General features: G+C 43.4%; 18 protein-coding genes and 1 tRNA gene. 18 read left to right on the plus strand and 1 reads right to left on the minus strand.

All coding sequences use genetic code 11. The annotated features are described in order from the left end of the window. The 6 genes from yfcE (at position 1) to RYL27_RS00830 (ending at position 9991) form a co-directional block, all read left to right on the plus strand. Positions 1 to 558 (plus strand): phosphodiesterase, encoded by a 558-nt coding sequence (gene yfcE / locus RYL27_RS00805; RefSeq protein WP_314964508.1) that lies wholly within the window; start codon positions 1 to 3, stop codon positions 556 to 558. 150 nt (positions 559 to 708) lie between these two features. After that, positions 709 to 3285, plus strand: a complete 2577-nt coding sequence (locus RYL27_RS00810) for a heavy metal translocating P-type ATPase (RefSeq protein WP_314964511.1) — start codon at positions 709 to 711, stop codon at positions 3283 to 3285. 106 nt (positions 3286 to 3391) lie between these two features. Then, on the plus strand, positions 3392 to 3727 hold the full coding sequence (locus tag RYL27_RS00815) for a metal-sensing transcriptional repressor (RefSeq protein WP_331667016.1): 336 nt from the start codon (positions 3392 to 3394) through the stop codon (positions 3725 to 3727). Positions 3728 to 3953: 226 nt separating this feature from the next. After that, complete coding sequence (ftsH, locus tag RYL27_RS00820) at positions 3954 to 5897, plus strand: ATP-dependent zinc metalloprotease FtsH (RefSeq protein WP_314964514.1); 1944 nt, start codon at positions 3954 to 3956, stop codon at positions 5895 to 5897. Between the two features lie 367 nt (positions 5898 to 6264). Continuing rightward, positions 6265 to 8199, plus strand: coding sequence for a fructose-1,6-bisphosphatase (locus RYL27_RS00825; RefSeq protein WP_314964517.1), 1935 nt, complete (start codon positions 6265 to 6267; stop codon positions 8197 to 8199). Positions 8200 to 8656: 457 nt separating this feature from the next. Continuing rightward, positions 8657 to 9991 (plus strand): MATE family efflux transporter, encoded by a 1335-nt coding sequence (locus tag RYL27_RS00830; RefSeq protein WP_314964547.1) that lies wholly within the window; start codon positions 8657 to 8659, stop codon positions 9989 to 9991. Here RYL27_RS00830 and RYL27_RS00835 read toward each other — a convergent pair. Then, the gene (locus tag RYL27_RS00835; protein WP_314964520.1) at positions 9971 to 10357 is read right to left on the minus strand and encodes a hypothetical protein; all 387 of its coding nucleotides are present in this window, start codon (positions 10355 to 10357) and stop codon (positions 9971 to 9973) included. The genes RYL27_RS00830 and RYL27_RS00835 overlap by 21 nt on opposite strands. 371 nt (positions 10358 to 10728) lie before the next feature. Between RYL27_RS00835 and rpsB the strand changes: the two genes are divergently transcribed. From rpsB to selD, 12 genes are all read left to right on the plus strand, one after another. Continuing rightward, the gene (rpsB, locus tag RYL27_RS00840) at positions 10729 to 11472 is read left to right on the plus strand and encodes a 30S ribosomal protein S2 (protein ID WP_007156023.1); all 744 of its coding nucleotides are present in this window, start codon (positions 10729 to 10731) and stop codon (positions 11470 to 11472) included. Positions 11473 to 11549: 77 nt separating this feature from the next. Further along, on the plus strand, positions 11550 to 12482 hold the full coding sequence (gene tsf, locus RYL27_RS00845) for a translation elongation factor Ts (RefSeq protein WP_314964523.1): 933 nt from the start codon (positions 11550 to 11552) through the stop codon (positions 12480 to 12482). A 230-nt stretch (positions 12483 to 12712) separates the two neighbouring features. Next, positions 12713 to 13876 (plus strand): M20 family metallopeptidase, encoded by a 1164-nt coding sequence (locus tag RYL27_RS00850; protein ID WP_314964526.1) that lies wholly within the window; start codon positions 12713 to 12715, stop codon positions 13874 to 13876. Positions 13877 to 14376: 500 nt separating this feature from the next. Further along, positions 14377 to 15483: an ABC transporter substrate-binding protein gene (locus RYL27_RS00855; protein ID WP_314964529.1), complete on the plus strand. Its 1107-nt coding sequence runs from the start codon at positions 14377 to 14379 to the stop codon at positions 15481 to 15483. Position 15484: 1 nt separating this feature from the next. Next, the gene (locus tag RYL27_RS00860; RefSeq protein ID WP_314964532.1) at positions 15485 to 17167 is read left to right on the plus strand and encodes an ABC transporter permease; all 1683 of its coding nucleotides are present in this window, start codon (positions 15485 to 15487) and stop codon (positions 17165 to 17167) included. Between the two features lies 1 nt (position 17168). Beyond that, on the plus strand, positions 17169 to 18254 hold the full coding sequence (locus tag RYL27_RS00865) for an ABC transporter ATP-binding protein (protein WP_314964533.1): 1086 nt from the start codon (positions 17169 to 17171) through the stop codon (positions 18252 to 18254). Then, entirely contained in the window at positions 18251 to 19390 is a 1140-nt protein-coding gene (locus RYL27_RS00870) for an aminotransferase class V-fold PLP-dependent enzyme (RefSeq protein WP_314964536.1), read from the plus strand. Before RYL27_RS00865 ends, RYL27_RS00870 begins: the two co-directional genes overlap by 4 nt. 113 nt (positions 19391 to 19503) lie before the next feature. Next, positions 19504 to 20085, plus strand: coding sequence for a sulfurtransferase-like selenium metabolism protein YedF (gene yedF, locus RYL27_RS00875; RefSeq protein ID WP_007156030.1), 582 nt, complete (start codon positions 19504 to 19506; stop codon positions 20083 to 20085). Then, a complete protein-coding gene (locus tag RYL27_RS00880; RefSeq protein ID WP_007156031.1) occupies positions 20085 to 20321 on the plus strand; it encodes a DUF3343 domain-containing protein in 237 nt (78 codons plus the stop codon). The genes yedF and RYL27_RS00880 overlap by 1 nt, the downstream gene beginning before the upstream one ends. 149 nt (positions 20322 to 20470) lie before the next feature. Then, positions 20471 to 20568, plus strand: a tRNA-Sec gene (locus tag RYL27_RS00885). 63 nt (positions 20569 to 20631) lie between these two features. Then, on the plus strand, positions 20632 to 21897 hold the full coding sequence (locus RYL27_RS00890; RefSeq protein WP_314964541.1) for a glycosyltransferase family 4 protein: 1266 nt from the start codon (positions 20632 to 20634) through the stop codon (positions 21895 to 21897). Between the two features lie 87 nt (positions 21898 to 21984). Then, positions 21985 to 22682: selenide, water dikinase SelD (gene selD, locus RYL27_RS00895; protein WP_314964544.1), on the plus strand; the 698-nt coding region annotated here is incomplete at its 3' end.

The raw sequence follows: 22682 nt of genomic DNA on the forward strand, positions 1-22682 counted from the left end.
ATGCGGTATTTTGTGCTTAGTGATATTCATGGCTCTGCGTATTATGCAAAGCTTGGGATAGAGGCCTATCAAAAAAGCGGCTGTGAGAGAATCCTGCTTCTGGGGGATGTTTTGTATCATGGCCCCAGAAACCCTTTGCCAAGAGACTATGCCCCCAAAGAGGTTATAGCGCTCTTAAATCCGCTGAAGGAAGAAATTCTTGCGGTTCGGGGAAACTGTGAAGCAGAGGTGGATCAGATGGTTTTGGACTTTCCCGTTATGGCGGACTATGCCATCCTGGAGTGGGGAAAGCACAGAGTGTTCCTTTCCCACGGCCATGTTTATAACGCGGAAAGCTTTCCCCTCCAAAAAGATGGAGATATCTTCCTCCAGGGACATACCCATGTTCCCGTGGCAATGAAGAAGACCAGAGGAGAAAAGTATTACTATCACCTGAACCCCGGCTCAATCAGCTATCCAAAAGAAGACAGCCCCCATAGCTATGGCATCCTGGAAGACAACAGCTTCACCCTATACGATGTAGAAAAAGGAGAAGCCTATAATAAGATAGAGTTCTAAAAAGGCACTGAAAAATTGAAGAACTTGAAAATCAGGAATTCCAATTTACATGCAATGTAATATTTCAAGTTCTTCAATTTTTTACATTTCCCTCCTTGACATATACCCTATGGGGGTATATTATGATGGCGAAAAAGAAAGGAGGAAGATATGAAACAATATAGAGTTACAGGTATGACCTGTGCTGCCTGTCAAAGTAGAGTAGAAAAAGCCGTGTCTAAAGTCCCCGGCGTAAAGTCCTGCTCCGTTTCTCTTTTAACCAACTCCCTGGGAGTGGAAGGAGAAGTAGGTGCAGATGAAATCCAAAAAGCAGTAGAAGCTGCTGGTTACGGTTTTGAGAATCCGGAAGAGAGCAATACCCTATCGGAGAAGAAAGATAAGGGGGATGCTCTAAAGGATACCGAAAGTCCAAAGCTAAAAAAGAGACTGCTTCAATCCTTGTTTTTCTTAGCAATTCTTTTGTATTTTTCCATGGGACCGATGTTATTCCATGCTCCGCTTCCAAAGGCCTTTTCCAATCCCGGAATATTGGCATTAACGGAACTCTTACTTAGTTTAATTGTTCTTTACATCAACAGAAAGTTTTTCATTTCCGGTTTTAAGAGCGCCTTTGCTTTAGCCCCCAATATGGATACTTTGGTGGCCTTGGGCTCCGCCGCATCCTTTCTATACTCCCTGGGAATCCTTTACGGTATACTCTATGCCTTTGGAGAGGGAAACCTGGAGCAGGTAAAAACACTGGGGCATCATCTTTACTTTGAAACTGCCGCTATGATTCCTACCCTGATTACTTTGGGAAAGCTTTTGGAAGCAATTTCCAAGGGACGGACTACGGATGCTTTAAAGAGCTTAATGAATTTAAGTCCTAAAAAGGCACACCTTCTTACAGGGGAGCAGGAAACAGAAGTTTCCGTAGAGGAAGTGAAGGAGGGAGACTTCTTCACGGTATATCCCGGAGAACAGATACCGGTTGACGGTGTTATTATAAGCGGTGTTACTGCTGTGGATGAGTCGGCATTAACGGGAGAATCCCTTCCTGTGGATAAGGGAGAAGGGGACAAGGTCTCTGCCGGTACTTTGAATCAGTCCGGCTTTATCAAGGCTAAAGCCAGCAGAGTAGGAAAGGATACCACCTTATCTCAAATCATTCAAATGGTATCCGATGCGGCAGCTACCAAGGCTCCTATTGCCAGAATAGCAGACCAAATCTCCGGTGTCTTTGTACCGGCGGTTATCGGCATTGCCATACTGACCTTTGTTGTGATTCTTTTGAATGGAGGAACATTTTCCGATGCCCTTTCCAGAGCTGTAGCCGTACTGGTTATCAGCTGTCCCTGTGCTTTGGGGCTGGCTACACCGGTAGCCATTATGGTGGGAAATGGAGTTGGTGCGAAAAACGGACTTTTGTTTAAAACCGCCGCTTCTTTGGAGGCAGCCGGAAAGGTAGAAATTATTGCCCTGGATAAGACCGGTACCATTACCAATGGAAGCCCGGTGCTTACGGATCTTCTTCCTATGCAGGGAGTTTCCGAAGAAGAGCTTTTGACTCTGGCAGTTTCCCTGGAAAAGAATTCGGAACATCCTTTAGCAAAAGCTATTTTAAATTATGGGGAAGAGAAGAAGATTTCTACACTGCCCGTGGATAATTTTCAGGCTATGGTGGGACATGGTGTTTCCGGAACCATAGAGGGAGAAACAGCGGTGGCAGCTTCCTTATCCTATATGAAAGAGCATTTTTCCTTGGAAAAGAGTTTTGAAGAGCAGTGCAACAGTTTTTCCGAACAGGGAAAAACCCCATTATTCTTTGCAAAAGGAGAGAAGCTTTTAGGTTGTATCGCCGTAGCAGATACCTTGAAGGAGGATGCAAAGACGGGAATTGAAGAGCTGAAAAAGCAGGGAATATTCACGGTTATGCTTACCGGAGATCAGAGAAGGACAGCAAATGCCATCGGTAAGGAAGCCGGAGTGGATATGGTCATTGCCGAAGTGCTTCCTGACGGAAAAGAAGAGGTTATTCGAAAACTCCAAAACTATGGTAAGGTAGCCATGGTAGGAGACGGTATCAATGATGCGGTTGCCCTGACAAGAGCGGATCTGGGGATTGCCATAGGGGCAGGAACGGACGTGGCCATTGATGCGGCGGATTTGGTGCTGATGAAATCAAAAGTAAGGGATATTCCGAAGAGTATTCGACTTTCCAGAGCTACGATTCGAAACATTCATGAGAACCTGTTCTGGGCCTTCTTCTACAATGTGATTTGTATCCCCCTTGCTGCAGGATTTTATTCCGCCATCTTCCATTGGAATTTTGCCATGAGTCCTATGGTAGGGGCGGCGGCGATGAGCCTTTCCAGCTTTTCCGTGTGCTTAAATGCACTAAGGTTAAACTTATTTAACATAAACAATTCCGCTAAAGACCATAGGAAAGGCTTGGCGGAAGAAAAGAAAGAAAAGTTACTGTTGGATTTTGACTCTGAAAAGAAAGAGAGTCATGCACAAAAAGAAAAGGAGATTGTTATGGAGAAGCATTTGGACATTGAAGGTATGATGTGCGGACATTGTTCCGGAACGGTAAAGAAGGCTTTAGAGGCTTTGCCACAGGTGGAAAAGGCTGAGGTTAGTCATGAAACAGGTAAGGCCGTTGTTACTTTGAAAGAAGCCGTGGCGGATGAAGTATTGAAGAAGGCTGTGGAAGATCAGGAATATACGGTAAAATCCATTTCATAATGAATTTTCATCATCATTTTTCATAATCAGTGTACATAATCAAGTAAGGCTCTGATTTTTATAAAACGATGTGAAAACAAGAATGTCTATAAGGGAGATTGCATTTATGCAGGAGGAGCAAAAGGAAGAAGCTTCCATGGAAATGGGAGGGTGCTGTGGAGGAAGAAAGAAAAAACAGGCTAGAGATGAGGGGGAAAGAAGAGATTTGATTTCTCGCTTAAACCGTATGGAGGGACAGATTCGAGGAATTCGCAATATGCTTTTAGAGGAGCGATATTGTGTGGATATCCTTACCCAGGTAAGTTCCGTTTCCTCCGCTTTAAAAGCTTTTAGTAAGGAACTGTTACAAAGCCATATAGAAAGCTGTGTGGTTTCCGATATTCAGGAGGGTAAAACCGAGGCGGTGGAGGAGCTGTGCGGCTTGATTAAGAAAATCATGTAACGAAAAATTTTCTTACGCTTTTCATACTTTAAACACAAAAGAACTCTATACTCCATAGAGTTCTTTTTATTTTTAACGAGTGTCGCTCGTGTAGTGTGGGATATTTCGTTTACTGGAACTTGCTTTAAAGTTTCTCATTAGATCTTGCTGTTAACGGGGCAACGGTTTAAACAATATAAAGGAATTTAATTAATACCGTATAGAGAACAAAAGAAAGGAGATGTTTATGGATAATAAGAACAATTCTATGCCCGGCTGGGATGATTTCTTTTCCGGCAACAAAAAGGATGACAATGGAGGGGGAAATAGACCCAGATCCTTCCTGTTCTACGTCTTTGTAGCCATGATTATTACCTTATTGCTGAATACCTTTGTATTTCCTGCAATGAAGCAGGCGAGAATTGAACCTGCGGCTTACTCGGAATTTCAAAAGGCTATTTCGGATAAGACTGTCAGTAAGGTGGAATTTAATCAAAATACCATTGTTTATGACGTGAAAAAAGACGGTAAGACGCAAAGCTACAGCACCACAAGAGTAAACAACGAATTTAACGAAGCCCAGATTATGCAGGAGTTAAATGCCCAGGGAGTGGAGTACAATGAAAGCATTCCTGTAGAGAGTAATTTCTTCTTAAATTTCATTCTTTCCTGGGTTGTGCCCTTACTGCTCTTTATGGCTTTAGGTAATTGGCTTTCCAAGCGTATGGGATCTGCCATGGGTGGCATGGGAGGCGGTTTTGGCTTGGGCGGTTTAGGAAGATCCAACGCCAGAGAATATGAGAAGAAGGATGACAGCATCCGCTTTAAGGATGTGGCGGGAGAAGATGAGGCAAAGGAGCTTCTCACGGAGATGGTAGACTACTTAAATCATCCGGACAAGTATTCCAGAATCGGTGCCAAGATTCCCAAGGGAGCTTTACTTGTGGGACCTCCGGGAACCGGTAAAACCATGCTGGCCAAGGCTGTGGCCGGCGAAGCAGGTGTTCCCTTCTTTTCCATTTCCGGATCGGAATTTGTGGAGATGTATGTGGGAATGGGAGCGGCGAAGGTTCGTGATCTATTCGATCAAGCCAAGAAAAAGTCCCCCTGCATTATCTTTATTGATGAGATTGATGCCATCGGTAAAAAGCGTGGTGCCGGCGGCTTAGGGGGAAATGACGAAAGAGAACAGACCTTGAATCAGCTCCTTACAGAGATGGACGGTTTTGACAGCAATAAGGCCATTATTCTTCTGGCAGCCACTAACCAACCGGATCAGTTAGATCCTGCCCTGCTTCGTCCGGGACGTTTTGATAGAAGAGTGCCGGTGGAGCTTCCGGATTATCAGGGAAGAATTGATATTTTAAAGGTACATAGTGCCAAGATTAAAATGTCCGATAACGTAAGCCTGGAGGCCATTGCCAAGGCGGCTCCCGGCGCATCCGGTGCGGAACTTGCCAACATTATCAATGAGGCGGCTTTAAGGGCGGTTCGTGCCGGCAGAGAAAGAGTTATCCAGTCCGACTTGGAAGAGTCCATTGAGGTGGTTATTGCCGGTTATCAGAAGAAAAATAAGGTGATGACGGAGAAAGAGAAGTTGATTGTTGCATACCATGAGGTAGGACACGCACTGGTTGCAGCTTTACAGAAGGACTCCGCGCCGGTTCATAAAATTACCATTATCCCCAGAACCTCAGGTGCTTTGGGCTATACCATGCAGGTGGAGGAAGAGGGAAACCATTATCTCTATTCTAAAGAAGAGCTGGAAAATGAAATTGCCACTCTTACCGGCGGACGCTGTGCGGAGGAGCTCATCTTCCATACCTGTACTACAGGAGCGTCCAACGATATTGAGCGAGCAACCAAGTCTGCAAGAGCCATGATTACCCGATACGGAATGAATCCCGATGTGGGAATGGTAGCCATGGAGCAGCTGCATAACCAGTATCTTGGGGGAGATTCCAGCCTTACCGTTTCTCCGGAAACCCAAACCAAGATTGATGAGATGGTGGTGGCTTTGGTAAAGAAACAACACGATAAAGCCTATAAGCTTTTGGAAGACAATATCACCAAGCTTCACGAAATCACCAAGTTCCTCTATGAAAGAGAAACCATTACCGGAGAAGAGTTCCTGGAGATTTTAAACCGAAAGGAAGTAGACCCCTCCGTAGTAGCCAGAGAGGAAAACTAAGCCGGCCAGCAAAATAGTTGAACAAATCAAACAGATATAGCATTTCAGCATTATAGGTCTGTAATGAAGGCAATCTGAGCCCGTCGGCACTAAGCGAAAAACACAGGAACTGTTGTTTTTCGCTTAGTGTCCGCTACGAGGCGAGGTTAGCGAAAGCGTGCCTGAATTACAGACCTATAATGTGTGAAATGCTTTTTTATTTTTTCAAAACTTCTTTTTTAAGTTCTAACAAAAAAGATAGATTTTTTATCAAAAAATATGGTAAAGTGACAGTATTCATAAAATTTCAGGAAAAAATCAAAAGAATTACAGGGATATGACAAGGAATGAATGCAAAAGATCGGTTCAAAAAAGTCAAGGAGGGTGTATGAAGAGAGATTTGGATTATCTTCGTCTGCTGGCAAAAAGCTTTCCCAGTGCGGATGCGGCGGCAGCGGAGATTATCAATTTGCGGGCAATTTGCGGTCTTCCCAAGGGGACGGAGTATTTTTTTTCAGACCTTCACGGAGAAAGTGAAGCCTTCATTTTCCTGATGCGTTCCGCTTCAGGGGTGATTCGTTCAAAGATTTCCGATGTTTTTTCTCATTATCTTGGAGAAGAGGAACAGCTGAATTTGGCCAACCTGATCTATTACCCCAGAGAGACTTTTATGGATAAGCGCAATACCTATCTGGAGGATAAGGAATGGCAGAAGATTACCATTCACCGCTTGGTGGCCCTATGTCTAAAGATTGCTTCCAAGTATACCCGTTCCAAGGTACGGAAAAAGCTTCCCAAGGAATTTGCCTATGCCATTGACGAGCTTTTGCATGATGAGGAAGAAGACACCAAGCTTTATCATAAAGAGATTCTACAGGGGATTTTAGATGTAGAAAGAGGACAGGCTTTTATAATTGCTCTTTGTGAGTTGATTCAAAGTCTTAGTATAGACAGCCTGCATATTATCGGAGACATTTTCGATAGAGGTCCTCATGCAGATCAGATTATGGAGGAGCTGATGTGCTTCCACGATGTGGATATTCAGTGGGGAAATCATGACGTGGATTGGATGGGGGCTTTTTGCGGAAATCCTGCCTGCATTGCCAACGTTTTACGAATAGCTACTTCTTATAACAGCTTTGATGTTTTGGAGGACGGCTATGGTATCAATCTTCGTCCTCTGTCCATGTTTGCTCAGGAGGTATACGGGAATGACCCCTGTAGTTGTTTTACTCCTCATTTATGGGATAAAAACATTGCGGATTCTGTAGAGCCGGAGCTGGCTGCGAAAATGTGTAAGACCATCAGTGTAATGATGTGGAAGCTGGAGGGACAGCTGATACGCAGGCATCCTGAGTATGGTCTGGATCATAGGATGCTTCTTCATAAGATTAACCTGGAGAAGGGGGAGGTGGAGGTAGATGGAAAAATCTATCCTATGAAAGATTGCAATTTTCCCACAGTGGATTGGAAAGACCCTTATACCCTGTCGGAAAAAGAACAGGAGCTTATGGATACTCTGACCTACAGTTTCACTCATTCCAAAGTATTAAAGAAGCATATTGATTTTTTCTTTACCCATGGTTCCATGTATAAAATCATCAATCATAATATTTTGTATCACGGTTGTATTCCTATGACGGAGGATGGAGAGTTTCTTCCCCTTAGCACCAGAGATGGAGAGGTTTCCGGAAAGCGTTTAATGGATTACTGTGAGCAAAAGTGCATTGAAGCTTATTTTATGAACGAAGAATTGGATCCTAACGGAAAGCTCTATGCTACAGATTTCTTCTGGTATCTTTGGTGTGGTCCCAAATCTCCCCTGTTTGGGAAGGATAAGATGACCACCTTTGAGCATTGTTTTATTGAGGATACGGAAAGTCATAAAGAAAGCTTCAATTCCTATTACAAATGGATAGAGAAAGAAAGCTATGTGGATAAGATTATTCAAGAGTTTGATGAGGATCCGGAGCTTTCCCATATTGTGAACGGTCATGTACCGGTGAAGAGCAAGAAAGGGGAAAGTCCCATTAAAGCTTCAGGAAAGCTTTTCATCATTGATGGGGGAATTTCCAAAGCTTATCATTCCAAGACGGGAATTGCAGGCTACACCTTGATATATGATTCCAAGCATTTGTCTTTGGCAAAGCATAAAGATTTCCATAAGGGAGAGGAGAATACTCCGGAGATTCAGATGGTGGAAAGAATGAAAACCAGAATCCGAATCGGAGAAATGGATAAGGGTATAGAGCTTCGCAAGCAAATGACGGATCTTTTGGATTTGTTAGAGGCTTATCAAAATGGTGAAATTAAAGAGGCCTAGGGATGAATAAGAATTTAAGGAAAGCCAAGAGATAAGCTATTTTTAGCAAAAAATAATCACAGAATTTTCACATTATCCTATAGACAAGGAAAGGACTCTGCCCTATAATGCACAAAGCTTGAAAAAAGGAAGGGCGTGCCTTTCCTTTTTCTATTTATAAAAATGATGGTTAAAGAGAGGAGGGGGAATGAAGGAGTTAAAGGATATCGGTAAGGTAAGGAATACAGAGTTGGAGCGCATCGAGAAGGTAGAAGCATTGAAGCAGGAGAGTATTGAGCCGGTAGAAAAAAAGGAAGAGCCGGAGATGGAGACTGTTGAAAAAATAGAGAAAACAGAATTGGTGGGGAACATTGAGAAGACGGAAACCATTGAGAAAACAGAAAAGCTGGTAAAGACCGGGAATGAAGAGAAGATAGAAACAATAGAGAAGATTAAAACTACAGAGAAGAAAACTGCAATGTTAAATCTTACGGAAGGTGATCCCTTAAGTTTAATTCTTCGTTTTGCCTTCCCGATGTTGCTGGGAACCTTGTTCCAACAGTTCTACGGCATGATGGATACCATTATCGTCGGAAAGATGATTGGGCTGAAGGCCCTTGCGGGGGTAGGTTCCACGGGAGCCATCAACTTCATGATTAACGGCTTTGTCATCGGAACATGCTCCGGCTTTGCGATTCCCGTGGCACAGAAATTCGGTGCGGGACAGTTTGAAAAGCTCAGAAAATATGTAGGAAATATTCTGTATTTAACCGTGATTTTTTCTATTGTGATGACTGTTGTAATCGGTGTTTTGACAAAACCGATTCTCCAGTGGATGAATACGCCGGAAGAAACCTTTTCCTATGCCTATCTTTATATTTTTATTGTGTTTTTGGGGATTCCGACGACCTTTCTTTATAATATTACAAGCTCCGTAGTTCGTTCTCTGGGAGATTCCAAAACACCGGTGTATTTCCTGATCCTTGCGGCGCTTTTGAATATTATTCTGGACTATGTGAGTATCCGCTTTTTAGGCTTCGGGGTGGATGGACCGGCTTATGCCACGGTAATTTCTCAGTTTGTTTCCGGACTATTGTGTTTAATATATATGATTAAGCGCTTTCCGATTATTCACTTGAAAAAGGAAGATTTGAAACTGGAAAGACATTACTATAAAAGACTTCTTTTGATGGGAGTTCCTATGGGACTGCAATACAGTATCACAGCCATCGGTTCCGTTATCCTACAGACAGCGGTGAACGGTCTCGGTTCTCAGGCTATGGCGGCCATTACCGCAGGACAAAGAATCAGTAATTTCTGCTGTTGTGTCTTTGACTCTTTAGGGGTAACCATGGCAACCTTTGCAGGACAAAATGTTGGTGCCAGAAAGCTGTCACGTATTAAAAAAGGTGTTTGGGAAGCCACCAAGGTGGGAAGTATCTATGCAGTATTGATTTGCGCAGTACTTTTCTTCTTCGGAGATGAAATTCCGAAGATTTTTATTAATGCCAATGAAGTGGAAGTTATTAAAATGGCTAAGGAATTCCTTTTGGGAAATGCCTTTTTCTATATTCCTTTGGCGGTTTTAAACGTTTGGCGTTTTTCCGTTCAGGGTATGGGCTTCTCCGGATTCGCTATGCTGGCCGGTGTAAGCGAAATGATAGCAAGAATTATTGTGGCTTTTATTTTTATTCCATTACTGGGCTATATGGCGGCTTGTTACGCCTCCCCCCTGGCTTGGATTTTTGCGGATGCCTTTTTGATTCCGGCATTTTTCAAATGCATGAAGCGATTAAAAAGATTCCCGGCATAAATTCTCTCCGGTGCCTCCGCATTCTCCCCGAAGTTTCTTTTGACAAAGATCGCAGGACATTCTTTCCGGAATAAGGTGTTGATAAGGCTTTGTGGCAAAGGGATTAAAGGAAGAGTAGAACTCTGTCTTTCCCTGACATAGAAGTTCATTTTCCTTCGTATATAGGGCGTAGGATATGGTGGAAGACAGTTCTTCTACAAGCTCATGAAAAATATGGAGAGTATAGTCATTCTCCTCGGTACTAAAGGAAATGACTAAAGGAAAGGAGCTTTCCTCCTTTGGAAGATGAATATGGCAGGGCTCTTCCTTGAGTCCTGCTTTGTTTAAAGCGGCATTGACAACTAGACTTATTGAAGTGCTTAGCATGAAAGTCTCCTTTTTCGTAAGCTTTAACTGAAAATTATGAGAAGCATTGCTGCAAAAATCCTGTAGCCTGCGCTAATCAATATTTGTACCTACAATATCATACCATAGCTTTAAGGAAAAACGAATTTGTGCCTAGGATAAAAAGCGATTCCTTTATACTAGGAAATGAATTAAAACAAGATTTTGCTCCTGATAATTTTCTTGCCAAAAAGAAGAGTATTTGTTATAGTAGGATTCACGTCTTTTAAAGGCGACTTTTATCCTGCCTAAGTTTAGGCAAATGATCACTCTATATGGAAAACCGGCGGTGTCACTGATGAATCCGGTACGCACAAAGCATATAGAGGAAGTATAACCAAGGAGGTAGAAAAATGAGTGCAATTGGAATGAAGCAACTTTTAGAAGCAGGTGTACATTTTGGACACCAGACCAGAAGATGGAACCCTAAGATGGCTCCATATATCTACACCGAGAGAAACGGTATTCACATCATTGACTTACAGAAGACTGTAAAGCTTGTAGATGATTCTTACAACGCATTGTCTCAGATCGTTGCTAACGGTGGAACCATCCTTTTCGTAGGAACAAAGAAGCAGGCTCAGGATGCTGTTAAGGCTGAAGCACTTCGTTGTGGAGAGTTCTATGTAAATGAGCGTTGGCTTGGCGGAATGCTTACCAACTTCAAGACCATCCGTTCCCGTATCCAGAGATTAAAGGACATTGAGAAGATGGCTGAAGACGGAACCTTTGATGTATTGCCAAAGAAGGAAGTTACTCTTTTGAAGAAGGAGTGGGCTAAGCTTGAGGCTAACCTTGGCGGAATCAAGGATATGAAGTCTATTCCCGATGCAATCTTCGTAATCGATCCCAAGAAGGAGAAGATTTGCGTACAGGAGGCTCATTCTCTTGGAATTACTCTTTTCGGAATTGCAGATACCAATGCAGATCCTGAAGAGTTAGATTACATCATCCCGGGTAATGACGATGCTATCCGTGCAATCAAGTTAATCGTTGCTAAGATGGCTGATGCCGTTATCGAGGCTAAGCAGGGTGATATGACCGAGGAAGAAGCAGCTTTAGCAAGCAGTGAAGAAGATTTTACACAAGAGGCATAAGATAAATCAGGTCCCTTTTGCTCTTTGAGTAGAAGGGACTATTTCCCTAATGTTATCGTTTAAAAGGAGGAAAGAAAATGGCAGAGATTACCGCAGCACTGGTGAAGGAATTAAGAGAGATTACCGGAGCAGGAATGATGGCTTGTAAGAAGGCTCTTACAGAGACAGCCGGAGATATGGATAAGGCTGTTGAGTACTTGAGAGAGCAGGGTCTTGCAGGAGCAGAGAAGAAGGCAGGAAGAATTGCGGCAGAGGGTGTTTCCTTCACAAAGATTTCCGATGACGGAAAGACCGGCGTTGTAGTAGAAGTAAACGCTGAGACCGACTTCGTTGCTAAGAACGAAAAGTTCCAGAACTTCGTAAAGGAAGTAGCAACTCAGGCATTGAAGACATCTGCAACGGATATCGACAGCTTCTTACAGGAGAAGTGGGACTTAGATCCTTCCAAGACTGTTTCCGAGCAGCTTTCCGCTACCATTTCCGTAATTGGGGAAAACATGAACATCCGTCGTTTTACCAAGATTACCGAGGAAAACGGTTTCGTTCAGGATTATATTCACTCCGGCGGAAGAATCGGTGTTCTCTTACAGGTTAAGTCCACTGTGGTTAATGACGCAATCAAGGATATGGCTAAGAACCTTGCTATGCAGATTGCCGCTTTAAATCCGAAGTACATCACTCGTGCAGAAGTTGATCAGGAATACTTAAAGAACGAGAAGGAAATCCTTTTGGCTGCAGCGAAGAATGAGAAGCCAAATGCTCCTGAGAAGGTTCTTCTTGGTATGGTTGAGGGAAGATTAAACAAGGAATTACAGGAAGTTTGTCTTGTAGACCAGGTTTATGTTCGTGCTGAGGACGGAAAGCAGAAGGTTGGACAGTACCTTGAGAGCGTTGCAAAGGCGCAGAACGCTGAAATTTCCCTTGTTCGTTTCGTTCGTTACGAGACAGGAGAGGGACTTGAGAAGAAGAATGAAGATTTTGCTGCAGAAGTAGCTGCACAGATTAAATAATGAAGAAATCCCTCTTGCTGTTTTGCGAGAGGGATTTTTTTACCGTTTTTTTAACGAGTAGGCTTGGGAAGCGTGAGATTTCTCATTCTTAAAGAGTATCGTCGATGTAGTGTGCAATATCTTAATCTTAAAGAGTATCGCCGATGTAGTGTGCAATATCTCAATCTTAAAGAGTATTGCCGGTGTAGTATGCGATATCTTGTTGAAATCATCAGAAAGGCTTAAAGAAAATGAACTGCATAGAGATTTTGGAAAAATTGGTGGCTAGGGAAAGTACGAATCCGGGAGTTTTGGAAGAAGGGGTAGCCGAGGACATTTTGGCCCTTCTTAAGGATGCGGTATTGGAGCTATCCGGTACTGTGGAAAAGGTGGAGGTAGAAGCTCACCGTCCCATACTTCGGGTTTTACTTCCGGGAGAAACGAAGGAATGCTTCAGTTTTATCTGCCACATGGATACGGTACCTATAGGCCTGCATTGGGAGAAAAATCCCTTTGGAGAGTGGGAGGGGAACCGACTGTATGGTAGAGGCTCCTGCGATATGAAAGGCGGAACTGCTGCGGCAATCTCTGCATTTTTACAAATCTTAGCTTTGGCGAAGAAGGAGAAGCAAAAGCCCAAGAACTCTTTGCAAATGGTCTTCACCTGTGATGAAGAGGGGGATATGAAGGGAGTAGAAAAGGCTATTCAAGAAGGATGGCTGGATAAAGATACTTTACTGATGGACACGGAACCTACAGACGGAACAATACAAACCGCCCATAAGGGTAGATTCTGGTACGAATGGCAGTTTCATGGAAAGGCGGCTCATGCCAGTGAGCCTGAAACCGGAATTGATGCCATTCTCTCTATGGCTATGGCGATTCCGGAGGCGAAAAAAGGAGTGGCTGCTTTAGAAAAAGATAGCTTTTTGGGAGATTCCAAAATTTGCTTCGGACAATGTAGCGGAGGAATTCACCCCTATCAGGTTCCTGCAGAAGCCAAGGTATCCGTGGATATGCGTTTGGTTCCCCCCTATACTGCTGAAACAGGAAAAGAAATTTTGGAGAAAGCGGTGGAAAAGGTACAAAAAATTTACCCCGGTCTTCAATCTACCATTTTAATTACAGGAAATCGACCGGCCATACCCCATTATGAAGAAAGCCTGCTTTTGGCAAAATGTAAAAAAGCCATTGAAGCAGCCGGATACCAAAAAGCCAAGGTCTGCCCTTTCCCGGGCTATACCGATACCGCAGTGGTTGCCGGAAAATGCGATAATCATACCACCCTTTCCTACGGCCCCGGCTCACTAGACATGGCTCACCAAAGAGATGAATATGTGGAGAAAGATGATGTGCTTCGTTGTGAGAAGGTATATTTTGAACTTCTAAGAGATTTTTATATGAATGGTATTTAATTCATTTAGAAGCTTTATAGTCCATGGTATAAGAGCATAAGCTCTGTGTAGGGGAGATTTATTCTAATTCTAAGGGCTTGAAAAGATAAATCCCAAAATTTTTGACAGTGTGGATACCGGAGTGTTGATTAAGACAAGCGGTTGATCCACACTGTTTTGCTTATTCTATTATGAAATTAATGTGATTATTCCGGGGAACAGCTTTTCATGATACTGTCTATGGTCCGGGGCAATCTGAGCCCGCGGGTACTTGCGGAATGCGAGGGAACCGCAGCTTTTCGCTTAGTACCCCTGCGAAGGCGAGGTTAGCGAGAGCGTGCCCCGGTCAGAGACAGTATCATTGAAAAGAGTAATCGTACTATAGAACATTCAAATAAACACCAATAATCTATTTAAAATCAAAATATAACTTCTCTTTTTAATATGGTATACTAATGCCTGTTTGCAGTGCGATACGTGGCAAACGGGAGTGTAAAAATTACTAGTTGAAAAGGAGCATTATGAAGAGAAAGCTTGCATTAACCACATTGTCCTTACTGGCATTAGCTGTTCTTGCCTCTTGCGGACAGAAGACCAAGGAAAGTTCTGTAGCGGCAACCACTGCCAAGGCAGAGGAGTCCTCCGCTGAAACGGAAAAGGCTACAGAGAAAGCCAACGAGACCAAGGCTGAAGGAAAGCTGGCTATCGTTGCCACTTCCGAAGATTACAAGAAGTTATTTGATGAGTTTACAAAGGACACCGGAATTGAGACTGAACTGCTTTCCATGTCCTCCGGAGAAGTTCTCAGCAAGTTAAAGGCAGAGGGCGGCACACCTACCGCTGACCTTTGGTTTGGCGGCGGAATTGACGCATTCATGAGTGCGAAGGATAGTGACTTGCTGGAAAAGATTGATTTAGACGCAGCAAATGATTTTGCTTCCGGTTACGTTGATCCTGACCATTATTGGTACACCAAGGGTGTTACTGTTGTAGGCTTTATCGTAAATGACGAGATGCTAAAGACAAAGAATGCGGAAGCACCTAAGAGCTGGGATGATTTATTAAATGCCGCATACAAGGATGAGATTCTGATGTCTAACCCTGCAGTATCCGGAACCAACTACGGTGTTGTAAATGCTCTTTTACAGAAGAAGGGTGAAGAAGAGGGATGGAAGTACTTTACCGCATTAAATGAGAATGTAAAATACTACTCCAAGCGTGGTGGAGACCCAAGAGAGAAGACTGCTCAGGGAGAGGTTGCCATCGGAATCACCCCAATGGATAAGAAGACCGAGAAGCTTGCTACGGAGCAGGGATGTTCTTTAGTTTATCCTGAGGATGGAATTCCTTATGTACCGGAGGGGGTTGCCGTATTTAAGGGCGCTGCCAATGCAGAGGCTGCCAAGGAGTTCTTAAACTGGTTATATAACAGTGAGGATCACTTAAAGGAGTTGGCTGAAATTGACGGAAAGAATACCATTAAGGTTGTTTTACCAAAGCTGTCCAATGTTGACTTATCTTTCGACACCGGTCTGTTAATGAAGGAAGACTTATCCTTATTCGGTTCTCAGAGAGACAGTATCCTCAGCAAGTGGGAGACTTTAGCAGGTTCTAAGAACGAGGCTTAAGATGAAGCCGTTCTTTTCCTTAAAACGAATAGAGGAAAATGCAGGAAAGAGAGTGGAGCATTCCACTCTTTTTTCCGCTGTATTGTTTTCCCTCTTTATTATGCTTTTGATTCTCCCCATTCTTCTTTTTATCGTTTATCCGATTTTTTTGCTTTTTTGGAAAGCCTTTCAGGTGGAAAATCCGGGACAATATTTTCAGGAAATCGCTCTGCGATATAAAACTGCATTTTTCCATAGTATAGAAAGCTCCTTTTACTCGGCGGTGATTTCCACCGTAATGGCTTTTTTTCTTTCCTATGGTATTCGCTCTACAGGAAAATGGCAGAAAAGAATAGCGTTAATTCTTTTGTCCATGAGTATGGTTTCCCCGCCCTTTATCTCTTCCCTGTCCTTTATTACTTTGTATGGTAGAAGAGGACTGATTACCTATCGTTTACTGGGACTGTCCTTTGATCCCTATCATAAGTGGGGAGTGATTCTTATGCAAAGCATTCACTTTGCCTGTATGAATACCCTGTTTTTTACCAATGCACTGGAGGATTTTGACGGAAAGCTCTATGACAGCGGAAGGGATTTGGGGGCAAATGCCTTCTTCGTGCTAAAGGATATTTTGCTTCCTTTGCTGTCTCCGGCTATTTTGGCTTCCTTCTTTTTAAGCTTTCTGCGGGGCTTATCCGATTTTGGAACTCCGATTATTATTGGGGGAAGATACAGTACGCTGGCAACGGAGATTTATCTGCAAATTATCGGGTTTTCCGATTTTTCCAAGGCTGCGGCCATGAATATTCTTCTTTTACTACCTGCTTTTTTCAGCTTCCTTCTTTATCGGATGTCCATGAAAAGAGCGGATGAGCGAAACAAGGAGCAAAAGGGAAAGACCGGCTTAAGACTGGACAGTAAACATTGGATGAATCTTCCAATACAGTTCCTTTTGTTTTTCTTTTTGCTTTTCCAGCTGTTGCAATATGCCTCCATTTTCCTCTATGGCTTTCTGCGATTTAACAAAAAGCAAATCTTTTTCACCTGGGAAAATATGGGCAGTCTTTTTCAGTATAATTTATCCACCATGGGATTAAGCTTGCTTTTGGCTTTTGCCGCCTCAGTAGTAGGCAGTTTTTTTGCCTTTCTTCTGGCTTATCTAATGGAAAGAAAAATGAAAAGAGGCAAGAAGCTCTTGGACTTTGCCCTTTCTTTACCCTATTTGCTACCGGGAACCTGCTTCGGTCTTGCCTATATCCTGGCTTTTAATAAGGCGCCTTTAAAGCTTACCGGAACGGTTTGGATTATGCTGTTCTCCCTGCTTTTCCGGCAAATGCCCTTAGGCAGTAGGTTGGCCAGTACCGCCTTAAGTCAAAGCCCTAAGAATCTGGAGCTTGCAGCCAGAGATTTGGGGGCAAAGCCTTCCTTGGTATTTTTTCAAATCATCTTGCCGGGAATTTTACCCAGCTTTTTCTCCTCTGTATATTTACAGTTTAGCCAGGGTTTGACCACTGCGGGAGCCATCATTTTCCTAATTAGTGCAAAGTATAAGGTCTTGGTTTATACCCTCTTTGATGCCATAAACCGGGGAGACTATGCTGTGGCTTCTCTGATATCGGGAATCATGATTTTACTGTCTTTAGCCTTTTCCTTTTTACTGGGAAGGGTGCAAAGTCTTGTATGCAGAAGAGGAGTAGGGAAATAATATGCAAAGAGAGTTATACAACAGCAATAGGATACAGGAGGGATTAAAAGAACATCCTTTAGGAGGACTGCATCAAGGGAACCTAAGCAAAAGTTTGGCTGCTTTGGAGGGTATATTCTTTCGCTATGATCCGAAGGAGGATTTGGTTTTAGAGGATTTTTCTCTATCTATAGGGGAAGGGGAGATTTTTTGTCTTTTGGGAGAATCCGGCTGTGGGAAAACGACTTGCCTACAGCTTCTGGGAGGCTTCCTCTTTCCGGAAAAGGGAAAGATTTTGATAGAGGGAAAGGATTATAGCGCCTTCCCACCGGAAAAAAGACCTGTATCCACGGTTTTTCAGTCCTATGCTTTGTTTCCCCATATGACGGTTTTGGAAAATGTCTGTTATGGCCTAAAATGGAAGGGCTTTTCGAAAAGAGAACAGCGGGATAGAGCGGAAAAATACCTGGATATGATGAAATTATGGTCCTTTCGAGATAGAATGGTGACGGAGCTTAGCGGCGGACAACAGCAAAGGGTGGCTCTTGCCAGATCCTTGGCGGTGGAACCCAAGCTTTTGTTGATGGATGAGCCCTTAAGCAATTTGGATGCAGGGCTTCGGAAGGATATTCGGGAAGAACTGGCGGATTTGCAGCGTAAACTCGGACTTTCCATGCTTTTTGTTACCCATGACCAGGAAGAAGCCATGGAACTGGGCCATAGAATCGGTATTATGGAAAAGGGAAAGATTCTGCAAATCGGAACCGGTGAAGAGCTGTATTTGCATCCGAAAAATGAATATATCCGGCGCTTTTTCGGAGAGTATTTCGTAATTTTTCTGGAAGGGAAAAATCATTTTCTTCGTCCGGAGGATTTTGGAATTTCCTCGGAAAAGGCCAGAGTAGAGCCTTTGTCCGGAAGGCAGGAAGGAAGAAGAGAACTTCGAAAGGAAGGACGGGTGCTTTCCGAGATTTTCCTGGCCACCTACCGCTTGTATAGGGTGAGTATTGACGGAGAGGAAGTCCATATTAAGTTGCAGGCCAATGCTCCTTTCCGGGAGGGAGAGGAAGTAGAGGTATTTTTCTATGAAAAGGAGGAAGAACGATGATTTACTTGGATAATGCGGCAACCAGTCAAAAGAAGCCGAAGGAGGTTTTGGAGGCGGTTCTTCATGCCATGGAAAGTATGGGAAATGCGGGGCGTTCTACCCATGAGGCGGCCCACAGCTCCACAAAGACGGTATTTGATACAAGAGTTTTACTGACGGAGTTCTTTCATGGAAAGAATCCGAGCCATTGTATCTTTACGAAAAACTCTACGGAAAGCTTAAACATGGCGATTCTGGGCAGTTTAAAGCCGGGAGACCATGTGATTACCACGGTGATGGAGCATAATTCCGTCCTTCGTCCTCTTTATGCCATGGAACGGCAGGGGGTAGAGCTGTCCTTTTGCGGTTTGGATGAGAATGGTATCCTGGACTATGCTTCTTTAGAAAAGCTTTGGAAGAAAAATACCAAAGCCATCGTTCATACCCATGCCTCCAACCTGACAGGGGATCTGGTGGATTTAGAAAGAATATCCGCCTTTGTGAAAGAAAAATCCTTGCTTTGGATTGTGGATGCTTCTCAGACTGCAGGAGTTTATGATATTGACGTGGAAAAGCTGGGTATTGACATCCTCTGCTTTACTGGACATAAATCCCTTTTGGGGCCTCAGGGTACCGGGGGAATGCTGATTAAGGAAGGAATTTCTCTTCGCTCTTTATCTTACGGAGGAACCGGGGTGGAAACCTATAATGAAGATATGCCGGCAGAGTATCCGAATCACCTGGAAGCAGGAACCTTAAATGCCCATGGCATTGCAGGACTTCATGAGGGGGTGGCCTATATTCAAAGAGAAGGTATTGCAACTATCCGAGAGAAAGAGCTTAGCCTAATGGAGCAGTTTAAAAAGGGAATTGAGTCCCTTCCCGGTGTAAAGCTCTACGGAAATTTTCAGGAGAAAAAACGCTGTCCTATTGTCAGCATGAATCTCTATGCCTATGATTCCGCCATGGTCAGTGATGAACTCTTTACCCGTTTTAATATTGCCACCAGAGCAGGAGGGCATTGTGCACCTCTTATGCATAAGGCTTTAAACAATGTGGAGCAGGGCTGTGTTCGCTTCAGCTTTTCTCATTTTAATACAGAGGAGGAAGTGGCAAAGGCGGTGGAGGCCATTCGAATTCTTTCGGAGGAAGGCTAGTGCATTTATATTAATTTGCAATATAAATGTTGCTTATATAATAATTTCTTATTAGACTTTTTCTCCTGAATTTTTTATAGTTTAGGAGTATCATTATTGAAAGGAGAAGCAAAATGGATAAAAACTTAGATTGTAAAGGCTTGGCTTGTCCTCTTCCCGTGGTGGAAGCAAAGAAGGCTATGGAAGAAATGCAGGAAGGAATTCTTACCGTATTGGTAGATAATGAGACCGCTGTACAGAATTTACAGAGGCTGGGACAGAAATTCCAGTACGCGGTAGCCTCCCAAAAGCTTTCAGAGAAAGAATTTGAAGTTCGTATTGAAGTGAAGAAGCAGGATGGTGTATCCAAGGAGAAAGAAGCTACTTGTACCGTGGTATTTTCTTCCAATAAGATGGGAGAGGGTGCAGAGGAGCTTGGACATACTTTGATTAAGTCCTTTGTTTTCGCTTTAAGCAATGTGGATCCTTTGCCAACTGCAATGGTTTTCTATAACAGCGGAGCTTATTTAACTTCAGAGGATTCTCCGGTACTTTCCGACTTAAAAACTCTGGAGAAAGCCGGTGTGAAGATTATGACCTGCGGGCTTTGTGCAGATTACTATAAAATCAAGGAGAAGTTGGCTGTGGGAATCATTTCCAATATGTATGAGATTGTGGAAACAGAGATGCAGTCCGATAAAATAATCAAACCATAATGAGAGAGAAAACTTTACAATGCATTTTAAGCTTTCATAATACGGTGGATGCCCTGCAGATGGAGAAGCTGGGAAAGGAGAAGGATTTATCGGGAAGACTGATTCCCCTTCCTTCCGTGATTTCTGCAGGCTGCGGACTTGCCTGGAGTACGGCTTTGGAGAACAAGGAAAGCACTTTGGCGGCTTGTAAGGAAGCCGGCCTTGAACCCAGTGCCGTGCATGAAATTCTTTTTTAAAAGCTTCCGAATTTAGCTTTGTCACTTTTGAGTTTTCTATAGGGATTTTCCATAGGAATTTTCTATAGAAATTTATTGTGATTCCCTATGAATCCCTTCGAGATTTGACAGAGCATTTTTTTCTATGGTATAGTGTGCAGTGTTCATTTGGAGGTGGATAGGTACCTGGTGAGCCTCCTGGTCTTCAAAACCAGTGTTGGATGTGTAGAACATCCTAGGTGAGTTCGATTCTCACACACCTTCGCCAAATATCCCGGCTTTTGCCGTTTAGACTGCCCTTTATCGGGCAGTCTTTTTTGTAGGGGGGAATATGAAAATACTTAGTATCATTACACAAAAACCCAGCAGTACAGGCTCCGGTATTTACCTGACAGAGATTCTTAAATCCTATCAGCATTTGGGAGAAGAACAGGCTGTGATTTGCGGGGTCACAAAGGAGGATAAGCTTCCGGATATTCCCTCCGTGGATTTTTTTCCGGTGTATTATGAATCGGAGGAATTGCCCTATCCGGTTTTGGGAATGAGTGATGAAATGCCTTATAACAGCACCAGATATAAGGATTTAACAAAGGAAATGTTGGAACAGTTTGAAAGGGCTTTTTCTAAAAAGCTGGAAGAAGTAATGTCCGTTTTTTCTCCGGATTTGATTCTTTGCCATCATCTTTATTTGCTTACCGCATTGGTGAGGGAAAAATGTCCCCAAATTCCTATCTTTGCTTTTTGTCATAATACAGATCTTCGACAAATGGAAAAGCATGATTTGGAAAAGGAGAGAATTGTCCGAAACATTCAAAAGCTGGATAAGATTTTCACTCCTAAGGAAGCCCAGCGGCAAGAGGTTCTCCGCCTCTACGGAGTGGAGCCTGAAAAAGTGATAAATATAGGAATCGGATACAATGCAGAAGTATTGGGGCTGCCTACGGGAGATGTGCTCAGTCCCCACGGTATTCCCAGAAGAAGAGAGATTCGAACCGCTTCAGGAGAGAAATATGCTAAAGGAGAGTATTGGGACTTGCTTTTTGCCGGAAAGCTGGGAGAGAAAAAGGGAGTATTTTCCCTTTTAAGAAGCTTGGAAGCGCTCTATCAAAAGGGAAGGAAGAATTTTCGCCTCTTTATGATTGGGGATAACGGAAATCAGGAAGAAAAGGAGGCGGTCTATGCCCTGGCTAAGACCTGCAATTATCCCATTCACTTTTTAGGTCGTTTGGATTATTCCGACTTGATACCCTGGTATGAATTTTCCGATTGTTTCCTTCTGCCTTCTTTCTTTGATGCAGTGCCCATGACGGTGATTGAGTCTTTAGCCTGTGGAAACAAGGTTGTTCTTACTGCTTTGGAAGGCTTAGAAGATTTCTTTACGGAAAATCTTCCCACCGCGCCTATCTTTTTCGTAGAGCTGCCCCCCCGAAAAAATGCAGATGAAATACCGGAGGAAGTTCTTCCGGTATTTGAGGAACGGTTGGAAGAGCAGATTGCTCAATGTATGGATAGCGATTATTCTAAAATGATTTCCATGGGGAATCTATCCTGGGATGGAATTGCCGAGAAAGTCCTGTCTTATCTTGACTTTTTATAGATAAACCGTACAATAGAAAACTGATATAGAAATAACAGGGAAGGGTTTTCTGTACCTTTCCCTGCTTTGTTAAGTAAGGGAGAATATATGAGTAAACTTAGGTTAACCCAGATGACCAAACTTTCCGGCTGAGCCGCGAAAATAGGTCCGGAGACCCTTGCTCAGGTTGTGAGCAAGCTTCCAAAATTTGATTTTGATCCTCATGTATTGGTAGGGTTGGATACTTCTGATGACGCAGCGGTTTACCAGCTTACAGAGGATTTGGCAATGATTCAAACAGTGGATTTTTTCACCCCTGTAGTGGATGACCCGTATCTGTTTGGACAGATTGCAGCGGCGAATGCCCTTTCCGATGTTTATGCGATGGGAGGCATTCCCAAGGTAGCCTTGAATATAGTCGGTTTTCCGAATTGCCTTTCTCCTGATGTTTTATCCGAAATCATGAAGGGAGGAGCGGATAAGGTAAAAGAAGCCGGAGCCATCTTGATTGGAGGACATTCCATTCAAAACGATGAGCCCTTCTATGGCCTTACCGTATCCGGTCTTGTGCATCCTAAGAAAATTCAGAAAAACTACGGAGCCAAACCCGGTGACTGTATTCTTTTAACGAAACAGATTGGTACAGGAATTATTAATACCGCCGCCAAGGTGGAATTTGCCAGTGAGAGAGCAAAAGAGGAGTCCTATCGTGTCATGGCTTCCCTCAACCGAAAGGGAAAGGAAGTAATGGATCAATTTACGGTCCATGCCTGCACGGATATTACCGGCTTCGGTTTGATGGGACA

This window comes from Oribacterium sinus, assembly GCF_963537195.1.
GTDB lineage: Bacteria > Bacillota > Clostridia > Lachnospirales > Lachnospiraceae > Oribacterium > Oribacterium sinus_A.

What these genes read in the sequence shown, in the direction of transcription:
- RYL27_RS00815 (WP_331667016.1), top strand. Translation starts at nt 3,392, where the DNA reads ATGCAGGAGGAGCAAAAGGAAGAAGCTTCCATGGAAATGGGAGGGTGC.
- yfcE (WP_314964508.1), top strand. Translation starts at nt 1, where the DNA reads ATGCGGTATTTTGTGCTTAGTGATATTCATGGCTCTGCGTATTATGCA.
- RYL27_RS00855 (WP_314964529.1), top strand. Translation starts at nt 14,377, where the DNA reads ATGAAGAGAAAGCTTGCATTAACCACATTGTCCTTACTGGCATTAGCT.
- rpsB (WP_007156023.1), top strand. Translation starts at nt 10,729, where the DNA reads ATGAGTGCAATTGGAATGAAGCAACTTTTAGAAGCAGGTGTACATTTT.
- RYL27_RS00850 (WP_314964526.1), top strand. Translation starts at nt 12,713, where the DNA reads ATGAACTGCATAGAGATTTTGGAAAAATTGGTGGCTAGGGAAAGTACG.
- ftsH (WP_314964514.1), top strand. Translation starts at nt 3,954, where the DNA reads ATGGATAATAAGAACAATTCTATGCCCGGCTGGGATGATTTCTTTTCC.
- RYL27_RS00880 (WP_007156031.1), top strand. Translation starts at nt 20,085, where the DNA reads ATGAGAGAGAAAACTTTACAATGCATTTTAAGCTTTCATAATACGGTG.
- RYL27_RS00835 (WP_314964520.1), bottom strand. Translation starts at nt 10,357, where the DNA reads ATGCTAAGCACTTCAATAAGTCTAGTTGTCAATGCCGCTTTAAACAAA.
- RYL27_RS00860 (WP_314964532.1), top strand. Translation starts at nt 15,485, where the DNA reads ATGAAGCCGTTCTTTTCCTTAAAACGAATAGAGGAAAATGCAGGAAAG.
- yedF (WP_007156030.1), top strand. Translation starts at nt 19,504, where the DNA reads ATGGATAAAAACTTAGATTGTAAAGGCTTGGCTTGTCCTCTTCCCGTG.
- RYL27_RS00830 (WP_314964547.1), top strand. Translation starts at nt 8,657, where the DNA reads ATGTTAAATCTTACGGAAGGTGATCCCTTAAGTTTAATTCTTCGTTTT.
- RYL27_RS00870 (WP_314964536.1), top strand. Translation starts at nt 18,251, where the DNA reads ATGATTTACTTGGATAATGCGGCAACCAGTCAAAAGAAGCCGAAGGAG.
- tsf (WP_314964523.1), top strand. Translation starts at nt 11,550, where the DNA reads ATGGCAGAGATTACCGCAGCACTGGTGAAGGAATTAAGAGAGATTACC.
- RYL27_RS00890 (WP_314964541.1), top strand. Translation starts at nt 20,632, where the DNA reads ATGAAAATACTTAGTATCATTACACAAAAACCCAGCAGTACAGGCTCC.
- RYL27_RS00865 (WP_314964533.1), top strand. Translation starts at nt 17,169, where the DNA reads ATGCAAAGAGAGTTATACAACAGCAATAGGATACAGGAGGGATTAAAA.
- RYL27_RS00810 (WP_314964511.1), top strand. Translation starts at nt 709, where the DNA reads ATGAAACAATATAGAGTTACAGGTATGACCTGTGCTGCCTGTCAAAGT.
- RYL27_RS00825 (WP_314964517.1), top strand. Translation starts at nt 6,265, where the DNA reads ATGAAGAGAGATTTGGATTATCTTCGTCTGCTGGCAAAAAGCTTTCCC.